This is a genomic window from Gilvimarinus sp. F26214L, assembly GCF_054401055.1.
Window position 1 is genome coordinate 151,435 of the sequence record NZ_JBTIYG010000009.1, and the last position, 14,421, is coordinate 165,855.

Consider the following 14,421-nt stretch of genomic DNA (forward strand, 5'->3'; position numbering starts at 1 on the left):
CGCTTGCCCCGGCCGGATCAGTGAGTGAGCGCATAGATGAGGTAGTTGATTCCCAGTTGATAGGCGAGATTCGCGTAGCGGGTGGGATAAGCCGGGTGATAGGTATGCTCCCAGCCGTCGCCGATGTCCGAGTTCCAGTTCACCAGCACCATCACCCGCCCGTCGTCGTCGAGCAACGCCCAGTTGGAGGCAAAACCCACGTCGGCCTCGGGAATGTTCTGGGCATTGCCCAGGGCCGGTATCATCTGGGCGCCGTCCACGTCGTAGAAGCCGTGAAAGATCTCATGATCGGCATCCAACTGGACCAGTTCCCGGTCCGGGAAAAGGCGGCCGAAGGTCCGATGAAAGTTCTCCCACTCCTGGGTGCCCCAGAAGTCGTCGATGAAGAGGAACCCGCCGCGCAGCAGGTATTCACGCAGATTGTCCAGCTCCTCCGGCGTAAAGGTGACGCCGCCGCCACTACCCATCTCCAGAGCATACAGAAAAGGATAATTGAAGATATCCTCATCATCCAGGCGGCGGACAATGGGATCGCTGTTGATTTCGACGTGGGTGAGTCGCTTGACCCCCCGCAGGAAGTTTTCGTCAGCCGCGGGATAGTCGATACTCCAGAACGAGCCGAATCCAAAGCCGCCGCGCCCGTACTCGCTGTCGTAGCGCAGGCGCACGAAGGAGAACTCCCCTTCGAACCGCGAACCGTCGGTGGCCATGGCCGCGCTGCCCCAGCCCGCCGTCAGCCAGGCAGTGAACAGCAACGTTATCTTGGTCAGAAAACACTTCACGTTCCTTCGTCCCCTGCAGAATATGCCCTGCAGGATACCAAGGAGACGGGAAACTGGAAACGGCAAGCGTTCAGTGAGATTCACCCTCGCGCAAACAGCGCGGCCCGCTAGCACGCCTTCGAGATCTCTCGTCAGAAAGTCGTCTTGATTTTCAGCGCGACCTTGGGACCGTAGGTGTAGCAATAGCTTTCCACCTCTTCGACGACGCGAGTGGCGGTTCCGCCCGCGTAGCGATTCCGCTCATAACAGCTGGGCTCGTCCAGGAGGTTCGTCGATTCCAGGCGGAAAGTAATGCCGCCGAAGGCGATCTTCTCCACGAACAGACTGGCATCCGGGGGCCGGAAGCGCTCCTCGATGTCTCCGATCTCCACGATCCGTTCGGCGCCGGTCAGAGGGTAGGTGTAGTCCGCGCCATAGTTCAGGTTCCACAACGGCAGGTCGTGCCGGAAACCCAATTTGAACTGGCCGCGACCATGAGAGGTAATGCGCCGGCTCTCTTCCAGAAAGGGGTCCGTTACTTCGGAATCCTCCACCAGCGCGCCAATAGTCAGAAGGGCATCGGGCATGTCCAAAGCGTGCAGGCGAACGCTGGCGTCCAGTTCGGCACCGTAGCGTTTGCCGTCGCCGATATTGCCGGGCGCCGAAAGAAGCAGTGCGGATTCGGTGGAAACTGCCACGCGATCGATGACATCGTCGATGTCATCGTAGAACACACGGGAGTTGAGCACCCCCACCTCTCCCGGCAGGCGATACTCCAGATTGACTTCATAGCGCCAGGTCTTCTCCTGCACCAGGTCCGCGTTTCCGGCACTGACGTTCTTGTCCAGGTCCAGCGTATCGCTGCTTCCTGTGCTGAAATTCGCGAAGCTCAACTGGGAGATATCGCGCTCGAGAGTCGCCCGCAGTTGGGTTCGCTGGTTGATGTCATAGCGATAGTCGAATTTGGGCTTCAGAAATTCGAACTCCCGAGCCTTCTCCACGGGCCGTCCGTTGTTGGTGCCGCGCTGGGAGATTTCAGATATCTCCGCCACCAGAGTCGATTCCAGCGTTGCGTCGGACCCGAGGCGCCAGTTGTGGATCAGGAAGGGCTCATAGCGAATCTCCTCCACAAAGGAGTCCACGTCGCTGATCGGCGCCAGCCCGCCAAAGCGGGGGTCGGCCGCTCCGTCCCGCGGCAGTCCCATGCGGAAGGACTTGTCCAGGGTTGTCTGTGCCGCTTCCAGACCGAGCTCCAGATCCTGCCCGATCGTCAGCGGGGTATTGAAGGAGAACCGCAGGATGCGCTCACGATCCATCTTGTCCTCGCCGATGTACAGAACTTTGGAACTGTCCGCTGCTTGCAGTTCGAAGCGGTCGTAGTACCAGTCGTCGACACTTTCGTTCACAACGAAAATCAGGCTCATGCGGCGCCCGTCGGCGAAACCATGCTGATAATTGCCGCCCACTTCCCACTTGGTGCGCTCCGATTCCCGCTCTTCGAACTGCCGGTTGATTTGCAGGGGGTCGACATCCCAGCGGGTATTGGTCCGGTGGATTTCATGGGGGTTGCTGTTGTCCCGCACAAAGGCGTTGAACTGCAACAGATCCCGATCGCTGAACTGGTAACCGAAATTGCCGGCCAGCTCATAATCGGTCTGCTCACGGATTCGGGTCTGGTCCATGCTGTCTTTCGGCCGCCCGTCCCGGTGAACGCTTGTTTCCCGGCGCACCTGGCGCTCGTAGTAGGGCTCCGCCGTCAGGCTCGCAAGGTAGTTCAGATTCCCGGTCTGCCCCCCGAAGGAAAACGACCCTCCGGGCCCCAACTCGCCATCGCCGTAGCGAATGGTCTTCAACTCGGCGGACACACTGGAGCGGGAAGCGCCCTCGTGCATGACGATGTTGACAATCGGGCCCGCTGTCCGGACCTCCAGTTCCGCTGAACTGCCGCGAATGATCTCCACATAATCCACCTGTTTGGCGGCAATGCGGCTCAGCATCTCGCTGCCGCTGTTCTCCTTCCCGGCAATCCGGCGGCCGTCAATCAGGATCGCGCTGCTGCCCGCCCCCAAACCGCGGCGACTTTGCGCTTCCGCGTTCACAACGGAATCGATCCCCGGTATTCGGTTGAGCATGTCCAGAGCCGTCACTGGATCATAGCGGGAAAAGAAATCCGCTGGATAGGTCACGGTGGACGCGTCCCCCTCGCCGACACCGGTTTCGGGCGGCGAAGAACGGGTCGAAGTTTCCGCTTTCGCGAAAGCAACCACCGGGAACACGCAGAGGAAAAGAGCTGTTTTAAAAGCAGTAAAGATTGGATCCTTACTAGAAAACGCCACTGGGAGACTCCGTACTACTGTTTTATGTCCGGCACATGCACTCCACCCGCGGCGCGATATCGGAGTATCGCTGTTATTTTAATTTTCAGGATGGGTTTGCATGGGGCCGCCACCTGGCGGTGGCAAGAAGCGCGAGTTTAGCAGTTTTCCGGGCTCGCGGAATGCCTGGTCATCTGGAGGTTACATAACTTTGCGTTGAGCACTGCCCGACCGAACGGTTTATAACGCGGGCACAGGGAGATCATTACATCTATTACTTTCAACGCAGCTGAAAGGAGTAGTTACGCACCTCTGGGGGCGCACAGCACCGGACGACTCACGTTATTTCGGCGTGAGCCGCCCGTGGAATCCAATTTAGCTTTTGCAGACACTCCCCAGGGGACCGCTGCCGCCGCAGTAACTTTCGTCCTGCAGCTGCATGAAGATGCCGTTGGGATCAAGGAAGTAGATTTCCGGCACCTCGTCGCGCATGCGAATCTGTGCCTTGATGCCGTGCTGCGAAAGTATCTCCACGGTCCGGTCCACGTCGAAGTTCTTCACACCGAGGCACACGTGATGAATGGCCTCCTCCGTATCGGGAGTGCCACCGTAAAACCCGAGAAACTGGCCCTGGTCTCCGGTGGAAAGGTTGATGCCGTTGCTCTGCTGGCTCTTGACCTCCAGCCCGAACAGGTCCTGGTAAAACGCCGCCGCTTTCGGAATATCCTTGACAAAGAGTGTGACATGGTTGATGGATGTCACTTCCAGCTGGGCGTTCGTCTGCGCCCGCACCCCGGCACTGCTCATCAGCGCCATGGCGGAGAGCGACGCAAGAAAGCTGCGACGGGAAATGTGGCCGTTTTCGTACTCTGCAAGCAGTTCTTCAACCGATTCACTCATGACAATCACCCCTCTTATTGTTGTTGTCCGATGTGTGATCAAGGTGCGAAACAAAAAAGGCGCTCGCGAGCGCCTTTTTAAGTGATTATTCGGGAAGCGCCAGCGCCACCAGCCTTCCGGCTGACTTGCCATCGCCCACGGCCATGACAACGTACTGCCGACCGTTACTCATGTAGGTGACGGGCTGCCCGGCCTGGGTTGCGGGCAGGTCGATTTCGGCAACGATTTCCCCGGTTTTCTTGTCGTAGGCCCGGAATACGGGACTGCCGCCCCAGCCCTCACCGGCGAAGAGCAGTGACTTGGTGAGCAGGAGACCGGAACGGGTGGGCTTTCCCGTGCGCTGGAGATCCACGTCCTTCAGGTCCGGGTGGTTGGCAACCTCCCCCGGAGTATCGCCATTGGGAATCCACCAGCGATGATCCCCGCTGTTCAGATCGATTGCCGTAATGCGTCCCCACGGTGGCTTGACCAGGGGCAGACCGCGAACCTTCGGCACCCGGCCGCCGCCTCCCCAGATATACTTCACCGAAGAGGCTTTCGCATCATGCATCAATGCAAGCATGGAAACGTCCGTGAAGGAAGGCACATACATCATGCCCGTCTCCGGATCGAAGGCGCCGCCCTCCCAGTTGGTACCGCCCGTGGCGGACGGCAGGCTCAGGGTACCCTTGGTGCCGTCGGGGCCGTTGGCCACCGAGGGTGGCGTATACAGCGGGCCCAGGCGGTAGGGTTTCACTGCCTTCTTGGCTTCGGCGAACAGTTCCGGGGTGAAGTCAATCAGATCTTCGTGGCTGATCCCCTGGCGGTCGTAGGCGGCCGGTTTGGTCGGAAATGGCTGGGTGGGCGAGGTCCACTCGCCGGGCACGTCCGTCTGCGGCACCGGACGTTCAACAATCGGCCAGACCGGTTCACCGGTTTCCCGGTCGAAAACGTAGGCGAAGGACTGTTTCGTGAGTTGCACCACCACCTTTCGGCCATTGGGCAAGTCCGCCAGGATCGGCGCGTTGGGGTTGTCCCAATCCCAGATGTCATGGTGAATGATCTGGTAATGCCAGCGTTTTTCGCCAGTGTCGATATCCAGGGCCACCAGGCTGTTGGCATAAAGGTTGTTGCCGGGCCGATCACCGCCGTAGCGATCACCCGTTGCCGATTCCACCGGAAGATAGACCAGCCCCAATTCCGGGTCCGCCGACATCGGGGCCCACACACCCGCATTTCCGGTGAACTTCTCGGAGCCGTTCAGCCAGGTTTCAGAGCCGGGCTCGCCAGGCTCCGGAATGGTTTTGAAGGTCCACAACAACTTGCCCGTGCGCGCGTCGAAGCCGCGGATGTCACCCTTTACGTTGGATGCAGACGTGGGACGGAAACTCACCAGATGTGCCGCGCCCACGATGATGACGTCATTCACCACCAGCGGCGGCATGGACAGACCAATGTCGATGTCCTCGCGGTCCTCGGCCAGGCGCAGCCCCTTTTGCAGGTCCACCCAACCACCGGCACCGAAACTCGGGTCCGGCAAACCGGTTTTTGCATTCAGCCCTACCAGATAGTACCCCGGGGTAACCGTGTAGATGCGTTCCTGGGCACCGTCCTTCCAGTAGGCCACACCCCGACCCGAGCCTTTGCGGGGCGCGTCGTCGAACCGCTTGCCTTCCTGGGGCCGCCACATCCATTTCAGCTGGGCGGTCTCAGCGTCGATCGCCACCACGTTGCGCGTGGTGCCGGCCGTAAAATAAAGCGTGCCGTCCACCGCCAGCGGCGAGGTGGTGTTCTTGAATTCGGGCTGAGGGCCGAAGATGCCGGCATTGAACTCCCAGGCAACTTCCAGGCTATCGGCATTGTCCGCGTTGATCTGGTCGAGCGGTGAATAACGGCTCGCAGCGAGATCGCCGTTAAACTCGGCCCAGTTCACCATGCCGTCCTGCTTGTCGGCGGTTGTCGCCTCTTCCGGGACGATGGTCAACTCAGCCAGTTGCTGCTGCTTCAAATCTCCCTCGGGAAGCGGGACGCCTCCTTGGTTGAGAATGTAGGACGTTACATCCAGATACTGGGAATCGGGCAGGGAACCGGGCTGTTCACCGGGCATGGTCAGCTTGATGCGCTGAAAAAGTTCGTCCGCCTTGCGGCCCGCCCAGACGCTGCGAACCCGGCCATCCATTTCCAGCGGGAGATGACAACGGCTGCAATGATTCTGAAAAACCTCAGCACCGCGCTCCACGTTGTCCGGAACCGCGTTCGCAGACAGTGAAAGCGCGGCCAGCGCCAGGGAGATCAGGGAGGAAGATGCTGGTCTGATCAAGCCGATTCTCCTTTATTTTTATGAAACAACAATCGCGCAGGCTGCAGGCACGTATGATCAACTCCAGGTCACGCGGACGACCGTACGGATTGCCTTGAGTTTCGTCTGCCAGATTGACCATCGGATGCGTCGGTCATCCGGGATTATTCGACCGTATGGTACTTGAGTCCATGGGGATTCGTCGTCAAATTAACACTTCCAAACGGTTACCGTTCCGCGACCAGTCACGGACAACCGTTCTTGAATTGCCTCCACCCCTGCTTTACTCTTTTGTGCTCCATTCCCCCACAATAATTCGATAATGCCAAGCTTTGTTCATTTTCGCGCGCGCTGGCTGGTTGCAGTGAGCTGCTGTTCACTTTTGTTGTCCGTGCCCGTTTCTGTGGAGAACGCTCACGGGGAAGGCACCGCCCGAGGGGTTCACCGGCCGGGCCCGGCCGCGACCACCGGATCTTCGCAGTTTGAAGCGCGGCTGGCTCCCATGCCTGTTGATTTTCGCTCGATCGACAAAGTCACCGGTCTGGGACAGGCCACGGCGCAGCTCCGTGGATCACTGCTCACTGTGCACGGCCATTTCGCCGGCCTTAAAGGAGCGGCGCAGTCCGCGCATCTGCACATGGGGCCGAGGGGCATCCCGGGTCCGGCCATTGCGGAACTGCAAGTGAGTCCCGGTTCGGAGGGTAAGCTCGTGGGCCGCATCGAACTGACTGCCGCGCAAATCGAAGCGTTGCACCAGCAGGCACTGTACGTACAGGTCCACAGCGAGGCAGCGCCGGCAGGAAATTTGCGCGGCTGGCTGTTTCCCATCTCACCAGGACCCCGGAACTGATGAACTCACCCCGGAATCGACCCGCGCGCCTGCTTCGCCTCGCGACCTGTGCAATGGTTACCTTTTTGACAGCCTGCTCCGAAGCACCACCGGAGGTGACTTCCGCTCCCGCTGCCCCCCTTGCCACTTACACCGATGTCCAGGCCAACAGCGGGCGAGGCCTCTATTCCGCTAACTGCTCCGGGTGCCACGGTGAAACACTGGAGGGAGGTCCCGCCGCGCCCGGGCTGACGGGTGAAGGCTTCCTGCAGAAATGGGCCGGACGCGACGTGCAGAATTTGCGGGGCCTGATTCAGAGCTCCATGCCTCCTGGAGGCAACAGCAACCTCGAGACAAATGATTTTTTGCAGCTCACCGCGTATCTGCTCCAGGCCAATGGGCTTGCGAGCACTCGCGGTGCGCTGACCGTCGCCAGTAATTTCCGACTCGGTGAAGCGCCGCGCAGCGCAACGGCCCGGCAACAGGCCCGTGCCCCGGTGGGAGTGACCGTTAAAGGTCGAGTCGAAGGTTTTGTCCCGGTCACCGACGCCACGCTTCGCGACCCTGATCCGGCGGATTGGCTGATGGTGCGGGGCAATTATCAGGCCTGGAGCCACAGCGCGCTCAGCCAGATCAATCGCAACAATGTGGGGAACCTGCAACTGCAATGGGTCTGGGCCATGCATGAGGGAAGCTCCGAGCCCTCGCCCCTCGTCTACAAGGGAATTATCTACCTGATCAACCCGGGTAACATCCTGCAGGCCCTGGACGGGGAAACCGGAGATCTGATCTGGGAGCATCACAGCGGGCCGGCAAATCGCCAGGACATGCGCAATATTGCCATCTACAACGACAAGATCATTCAAGCCACCACCGATGCCCGCCTGCTCGCCCTCGATGCACGCACCGGTGAGAAAGTGTGGGAAACCCGGATCGCCGACCCCAACGCAGGCTTCGAAAACTCCAGCGGCCCCATCGTGGCCGAAGGGCTCGTTCTGCAAGGGCTCGCGGGATGTGCCCGCTACGACGACGAGGGTTGCTTCGTGAGTGCCTACGATGCGGACACCGGTGAACTCCAGTGGCGTTTCGAGACCCTGGCCCGCAGTGGTCACCCGGGAGGAGATACCTGGGGCGGACTGGAAGACCGGTTCCGTGCCGGCGGGGAAACCTGGATTACCGGCAGCTATGACCCGGACCTGAAGCTCACCTATTGGGCCACCGCCCAGGCCAAGCCCTGGGTCCCAGTGAGCCGCCACATGTCCATTGAGGACCAGGGGCTCTACACCAACGCCACTGTGGCCCTCGGCGTGGAGGACGGAGCCTTGTCCTGGTATGTTCAACACGTTCCCGGCGAGGCTCTGGACCTGGACGAAGCCTTCGAACGGGTTCTGATCGACCGCCATGGCCGCAAGCTCGTGGTCTCTCTGGGAAAGCACGGCATTATCTGGAAGCACGACCGAAAATCGGGCGAGTTTCTTCAGCACGCTGAAACGCTTTTCCAGAATGTGTTCAGCGATATAGACCCCCAGACCGGTGCCGTCACCTACCGGGACGACATCGCACGCGCGCAGCTTAACCAGTGGATCTCCGCCTGCCCCAGCAGTGCCGGCGGCAAGGACTGGCATCCCATGACTTACCACCCGGGCGAGGGCCTGCTGATCACGCCGCTGGTGCAAGCGTGTTTCGAGACCGCCGCCCGTCCCGTGGAACTGAAGGAAGGCTCCGGAGGCCTGGCCGCCAGCCGACGCTTCTTCGAAATGCCCGGAAGCAAGGGCATGCTGGGCAAATTCGCGGCCTTTGATGTGGATACCCTGGAGGAGGTGTGGAGTGTCGAGCAGCGCGCTTCTTTCCTCACAGGTGCTCTGTCCACGGCCGGTGGCCTGGTATTCGTAGGCGACCTGGACCGCAACTTCCGCGCCCTTGACGTGAAAACCGGAGAACAACTGTGGCAATCCCGGCTGGCCACGTCCGTGCAGGGCTTTCCCGTCTCATTCAGTATCGAGGGTCGGCAATACATTGCGGTAACGGCCGCGTTAGGCGGAACCAGTCCGCGCATGGTGCCGCGCCTTGTAACGCCGGAAATCCAGCCACCCCAAAACGGCAATGCGCTTTACGTGTTCGCACTGCCCGAGTGAATGTTTACCAATGTGAGGATCAAGCATGAGCGATTTGAAGGACAAGAATGTGGTTGTCGCCGGAGGCACCTCCGGCATCGGCTTTGCCATCGCCGACCTGGCTTCCCGCGCCGGCGCCAGGGTCTGGGCGCTAGGCCGAACCCAAAAATACATTGACCAGGCAAACCAACAGGCGGGCGGCCGGATCGAGTTCCGCCAGATTGATATTCACGATGGAGATGCCCTGGCTCAGCTCCTCAACGAGGTCGGCACCGTGCATCACCTGGTGGGCAGCGCCACAGGCGCCAATCGCACCATCGCACCGTTCATGCAACAAACCCACGAGCAGTTTTCCGAGGCGTTTGGCAAATTCTGGGGCTACACAAACCTGGTGCGAACCGGAGTTCCCTTTATGGCAGAGAACGGTTCCATTACGCTCCTGAGCGGCACACCCTCGCGCAAGTGCCGACCGGGAATGTCGTCGATCAGTTGCGTAGGCAACGCGGTGGAAGGTTTGTGCCGGGCCATTGCCCCGGAGATCGCTCCCATCCGCATCAACACCGTCGCGCCGGGCATCATCGATACCACCATGTATGAATGGATGGCGGACGCCAAGGATGAACGCCTCCACGCCATGACCGCAGAACAATCCATCAAGCGCCCGGGGAAGCCGGAGGAAGTCGCCGGGGCGGTTGTCTACCTGATGACGGCCGACTATGTGACCGGCACCAATATCGATGTGGATGGCGGCCTGCTGCTGCCCTGAATACACCCGGCCGGGACTGCAGTCCCTTAACCCGTACATCAATCAACTTCCGGAGACACGCAATGAAGACACAACGCATCGTTCTCGCCCAGCGCCCAGTAGGCGAACCCGACGACAGCTGCTTCCGCACTGAGGAGGCAGAACTGCCCGCGCTGCAGGAGGGGCAGATTCTGATCCAGGTTCTGTGGCTGTCGCTCGACCCTTACATGCGCGGACGCATGAATGACGCAAAATCCTATGTGGAGCCCACCCGGATCGGCGAGGTCATGCCCGGCGAATCCGCGGGCGTGGTCATCGAGTCCCGTTCCGACAAGTACAAGAAGGGCGATTACGTAACCGCCTACACGGGTTGGCAAACGCATTTTGTAATCGACGACAGCGCCGAGCGGTTGCGTCCGGTGGACCTGAATCTGGGCACGCTGGGAATGCACCTTGGCGTAATCGGCATGCCGGGCCGCACCGCATATTGGGGGCTCACGGAAGTGGGCAAACCGAAAGCGGGCGAAACACTCGTGGTGGCCGCCGCTTCCGGAGCCGTGGGTTCAGTCGTGGGACAGTTGGCCAAGATTCTCGGCCTGCGTGCCGTGGGCATTGCCGGCGGACCCGAAAAATGTGCTTTCGTTCAGGACGAACTGGGATTCGACGCCTGCATCGATTACAAAACCCCAGGGTGGCAGCAGAAACTGGCCGAAGCCTGCCCGGATGGGGTGGACGTATACTTCGAGAATGTGGGCGGCGAAGTGGCCGAAGCAGTCGCCAGCCTCTTCAACCCCGGGGCGCGCGCGCCAATCTGCGGTTATGTGTCCGCGTACAACGCCAAGGACCGAAGCGAAGTGAAGACTCCCTTCGACATCTTCGCAAAGGCCGAAAATGTTCCCGAACATCGCTTCTTCGTGGTCACTGAATGGGACGACCGCTGGCAGGAGGCCACCACACAATTGGCGGAGTGGGTCAAGGCGGGAAAGATCAAATTCCGCGAATCGCTGGGAGAGGGTCTGGAAAATGCCCCGGAGCTGTTCCGCGGGCTGCTTAAGGGGAGGAACTTCGGCAAGCAACTGGTGAAAATCGCCGAAGAATAACCACTTCAAAACTGCACCAGCCACGGACAAAAAGCCGGCCCCGAGCCGGCTTTTTCTGTTGGAGGGCGAAAGCGATAAACGCCCCGCTCCGGCTGCTAGTGCTCGACTACGCCGCGCCGCTTTTCCCGCAACTCGCCCACCGAATGTCCCGACCAGTTCTTGATTGCACGGCGCAGACTCGAAGGGTTGGAGAACCCCATCAGCTCAGCGATCCTGTCCACCGATAGTGTCGAGGACCGCAAGTGATGGGAGGCCACTTCCATGCGAACCTCGTGAAGAATGCTGCGAAAGCTGGTTCCTTCCGCTGCCAATTTGCGGGTCAACGCCCGTGGCGTTGTGGCCAGCAGCTCGGCAACTTCTTCGAGAGTTATGAGCCGACCGGGAACGCCATTGAAGTAGGCACAGATATGCCAACGGACTTTGCGGGTGGTGGAGCTTTCCAGTTCCGCCTTTTGAAACTCTTCCTCACATTGGGCAATGATGCGATCGAAGGCGCTCTTCCGGAACAGCCTGAACGGCTCGGTAATGAACAGGTGGTGAGCGGCGATGGCTGATTGCTCGCAGTCGAAGCGCACTTCGTCACACGGGAGGTCCTGGTACATTTCCGCGTGAGCTGGAGCCGGATAGTGCAGATAGGCGTGCACGGCCGGATCCGGGACCGATTTGTTGCCGCACAGGTCACAAATGCGGAGAGTCACGGCGAGTCGATATTCTATTTCGAAAAGGTTCAGCTCCGCGTCATTCTCGGGAGAGGCGAAGTATCGCAGCGGTGTGACGACCATTCCATCCGCATCGATATACATGTTGGGTTTGTGGATGTACATGGTGTAGTACGGCTGCGCAATCAGCACATAACGGCGGAACGCTTCGCCGGCGGCCTGCAGGGTCGGGCTGCAGTGCACCACGCCGCCCACCGTGCCGTTGTAACTCCAATCCATGTACTGCCCCACCAGCAGGCCCAGCCCTGGTTTGCGGCACAGGCGAATGCCGTTGCGAAGAAGCTGGTGCTGCTGACGGTAGGAGATCCGGGCCTCCCGTGATGTCAGCATGTCCCGGGTGATGCCGGTATTGTCCAACAGGCGGTCGAGATCCGCACCAAAATGGGTAAATGCTTCAATAAATCCCAGCGGGTGAAGCTCAAAAGGAATTGTTTTCGCTTCCATGTGCCACCTCATTATTATTTGTCTAACGAAGCGATCCGGCCTTGCGCAGACCTCATCATGCTCGTGGGTGGTACCCCAATACTATTTGCAATGGGTATCCGCACGAACAACCGCCGCTATCCCGCGGGGACACATCGCCAGTGTACTGGCAGCCGACCTTGGAGGCAGGAGGATGATAGCTGGATTGTAAAGGCTTGTTAACCGCGTCAGGTATTTTTTCGCGGCAAGCCACGGAATGACATTTCGCGTGGCAGTGGTGATTTCGACACACTGGCCAGGGGAATCGGAGGCTGGCCCCAGGGGACATTAATGGGGTAAATTTACGCCACACGCACACCACATGTCGCGCAGATAATTCGGTAGCCAAATAGAAAGGAAACCGTACAAATACCACAAGCCGTTTTGGCGGGCGGCTTCTCGCAGCCCGCCATCAAAAGTCAATGGGGCGCAGGTTCGCAAACCGTCATGACTGATTGATCGGCCCGATGGACCGTCAAAAAGTTGAAACAACCTAGCCCTCGTCCAGGAATATGGCACGCTGATCACCGTGGGGATCCACCACCACTTGCGGCTCCAGGTCAAAGACCATGGTGGAGCGCTCGTCCGGTGTGTACGCCGGCCACTCTGGAACTCCGTCGTGATTGGGGTCACCTTCACGGGCGAATGCGAGCCAGGCCTTCGACATCATGTCGGCGATTCGCTGTTGGTCGTCGCCGACTCCGGACATGGATTCGGACTTCGCCACGTTGTCGAAAACCATTCCGATTTCCAGAGCGTGAGGCGAGAACCACTTTCCATCGTCCACGGGCGTATCCCAGTTGAGGAGGTACATGTAGACGGGCGCTCCGCCCTGTTGCGCCTTCTGATCGGCAAGTTCGATACTGTTGTTGAGAAAGCGTGCATCGGTCGTCGCTGTGAAGAACAGTTCCGCCGCGCCCATTTCCGGATGCAGCTCGCGATAGGTTTCGATCACCCGCGCCGGATCCGTACCGGGTACATAACGCTCCAGCGCGCCGGGCAAGGTATCCCAGTCAAGATCGAACGTGGAGGGGTCACGGGCACCGATCAGTAGTGAATTTTCCGTGCGGGTGGTGCCGATCAGTAGCGGTACATCCGCCGATTGGGGCGGGGCACCGTCCTGAAAGGGGTGGCGGCTGAAGTTGGTACCGTCCAGTACCGGTCGACTGCCGGGTGAAAGATTGCCTTCCGCGGCCACTGCGCGGGCGGCTTCTTCAATCTGATTACTGGGCATCGTCAGGATTCTGTCGATCGTGTCCGCTGTCAGTCCCAGCTTCTCCACAACTGCCGCCGTGGCCTTGGCTGCGCCTTCCCGGGGAGCAATGGTCAGTGCCGGACCGCTCTGGACGACGGCGCGATGGAACAGCCCCTCAGCCGCATCCATTGCCATCAGCACGCTCACCTTGGCCCCGCCACCGGACTCACCGAAAATGAGCACGTTGTTCGGGTCACCGCCAAATTCTTCAATGTTGTCCCGCACCCATTCCAGGGATTGCACCAGGTCCAGAATGCCTGCGTTACCCGAATCCGCGAACTTCTCACCGTACTCACCCAGGTAGAGATAACCGAAGTAGTTCAGCCGGTGGTTGACTGTAACCACCACCGCATCACCCCGGCTGGCGAGCCGCACCCCGTCGTAGGCATTACTGGAACCGTTGCCCGAGCTGAAGCCACCGCCGTGGAACCACACCATCACCGGACGTTTGCCGCCGTCGCGCAGCGCCGGGGTCCAGACGTTCAGAAACAGGCAATCCTCGCTCAGCGGCGGGACGGGATCGGGACGCCAGGAGTTGAAGAGCCCGCCGCCACTGCCGGTGGGAATCTGCGGGCAGGAGTTGCCATAGGCTGAGGCGTCCGCCACCTCACTCCAGGGTTCCGGTTCGGCCGGTGCCTGGAAACGCGTGGTGGCGGTATCGGCGCCGTAGCGGATACCCTTGAAGACATTGACTCCATCTTCTACGAAGCCCTTCACCTGACCGTGCTCGGTCGTGGCAACGGGCGATTCGTCCGTGCCGGATTCGCTGTTGCCGGTCGCCTGGGTGCCGGAGGGCTCGCTCTGGCCACAGCCACCCAGCGAAAGCAGGGCAAGCAAGCAGCAGGCGATTGTTATTCGGGATGATGACAGGACGAGCGGGACGGTTTGTCGGTTGAACATGATCATGGTTACCCCTCTAACCGGTTTGAATTCTTGTTATGAA

General features: G+C 60.0%; 10 protein-coding genes. 4 read left to right on the top strand and 6 right to left on the bottom strand.

Features of this window, described 5'->3' with window-relative positions:
* Nucleotides 1-17: 17 nt before the first annotated feature.
* The 4 genes from ACURWW_RS12000 to ACURWW_RS12015 all read right to left on the bottom strand — a co-directional run bounded on the left by ACURWW_RS12000 (nucleotide 18) and on the right by ACURWW_RS12015 (nucleotide 6,275).
* On the bottom strand, nucleotides 18-782 hold the full coding sequence (locus ACURWW_RS12000; protein ID WP_445616895.1) for a DUF4159 domain-containing protein: 765 nt from the start codon (nucleotides 780-782) through the stop codon (nucleotides 18-20).
* Between the two features lie 131 nt (nucleotides 783-913).
* A complete protein-coding gene (locus ACURWW_RS12005) occupies nucleotides 914-3,097 on the bottom strand; it encodes a TonB-dependent receptor plug domain-containing protein (RefSeq protein WP_445616896.1) in 2,184 nt (727 codons plus the stop codon).
* A 354-nt stretch (nucleotides 3,098-3,451) separates the two neighbouring features.
* Nucleotides 3,452-3,976 carry a VOC family protein gene (locus ACURWW_RS12010; protein ID WP_445616897.1) on the bottom strand — a complete coding sequence of 175 codons (525 nt, stop codon included), beginning with the start codon at nucleotides 3,974-3,976 and terminating at the stop codon, nucleotides 3,452-3,454.
* 85 nt (nucleotides 3,977-4,061) lie between these two features.
* Nucleotides 4,062-6,275: an outer membrane protein assembly factor BamB family protein gene (locus ACURWW_RS12015; RefSeq protein ID WP_445616898.1), complete on the bottom strand. Its 2,214-nt coding sequence runs from the start codon at nucleotides 6,273-6,275 to the stop codon at nucleotides 4,062-4,064.
* Nucleotides 6,276-6,756: 481 nt separating this feature from the next.
* On the opposite strand from ACURWW_RS12015, the gene ACURWW_RS12020 reads away from it, so the two are divergent.
* The 4 genes from ACURWW_RS12020 to ACURWW_RS12035 all read left to right on the top strand — a co-directional run bounded on the left by ACURWW_RS12020 (nucleotide 6,757) and on the right by ACURWW_RS12035 (nucleotide 11,042).
* The gene (locus ACURWW_RS12020) at nucleotides 6,757-7,104 is read left to right on the top strand and encodes a CHRD domain-containing protein (RefSeq protein ID WP_445616899.1); all 348 of its coding nucleotides are present in this window, start codon (nucleotides 6,757-6,759) and stop codon (nucleotides 7,102-7,104) included.
* A complete protein-coding gene (locus ACURWW_RS12025) occupies nucleotides 7,104-9,218 on the top strand; it encodes an outer membrane protein assembly factor BamB family protein (RefSeq protein ID WP_445616900.1) in 2,115 nt (704 codons plus the stop codon). The genes ACURWW_RS12020 and ACURWW_RS12025 overlap by 1 nt, the downstream gene beginning before the upstream one ends.
* A gap of 25 nt (nucleotides 9,219-9,243) precedes the next feature.
* On the top strand, nucleotides 9,244-9,963 hold the full coding sequence (locus ACURWW_RS12030; protein ID WP_445616901.1) for an SDR family NAD(P)-dependent oxidoreductase: 720 nt from the start codon (nucleotides 9,244-9,246) through the stop codon (nucleotides 9,961-9,963).
* A 62-nt stretch (nucleotides 9,964-10,025) separates the two neighbouring features.
* Complete coding sequence (locus ACURWW_RS12035; RefSeq protein WP_445616902.1) at nucleotides 10,026-11,042, top strand: NADP-dependent oxidoreductase; 1,017 nt, start codon at nucleotides 10,026-10,028, stop codon at nucleotides 11,040-11,042.
* Between the two features lie 95 nt (nucleotides 11,043-11,137).
* Here ACURWW_RS12035 and ACURWW_RS12040 read toward each other — a convergent pair whose 3' ends face one another.
* Both ACURWW_RS12040 and ACURWW_RS12045 read right to left on the bottom strand, forming a co-directional pair.
* On the bottom strand, nucleotides 11,138-12,205 hold the full coding sequence (locus ACURWW_RS12040) for an AraC family transcriptional regulator ligand-binding domain-containing protein (RefSeq protein ID WP_445616903.1): 1,068 nt from the start codon (nucleotides 12,203-12,205) through the stop codon (nucleotides 11,138-11,140).
* 511 nt (nucleotides 12,206-12,716) lie between these two features.
* On the bottom strand, nucleotides 12,717-14,384 hold the full coding sequence (locus tag ACURWW_RS12045) for a carboxylesterase/lipase family protein (RefSeq protein WP_445616904.1): 1,668 nt from the start codon (nucleotides 14,382-14,384) through the stop codon (nucleotides 12,717-12,719).
* Between the last annotated feature and the right edge of the window lie 37 nt (nucleotides 14,385-14,421).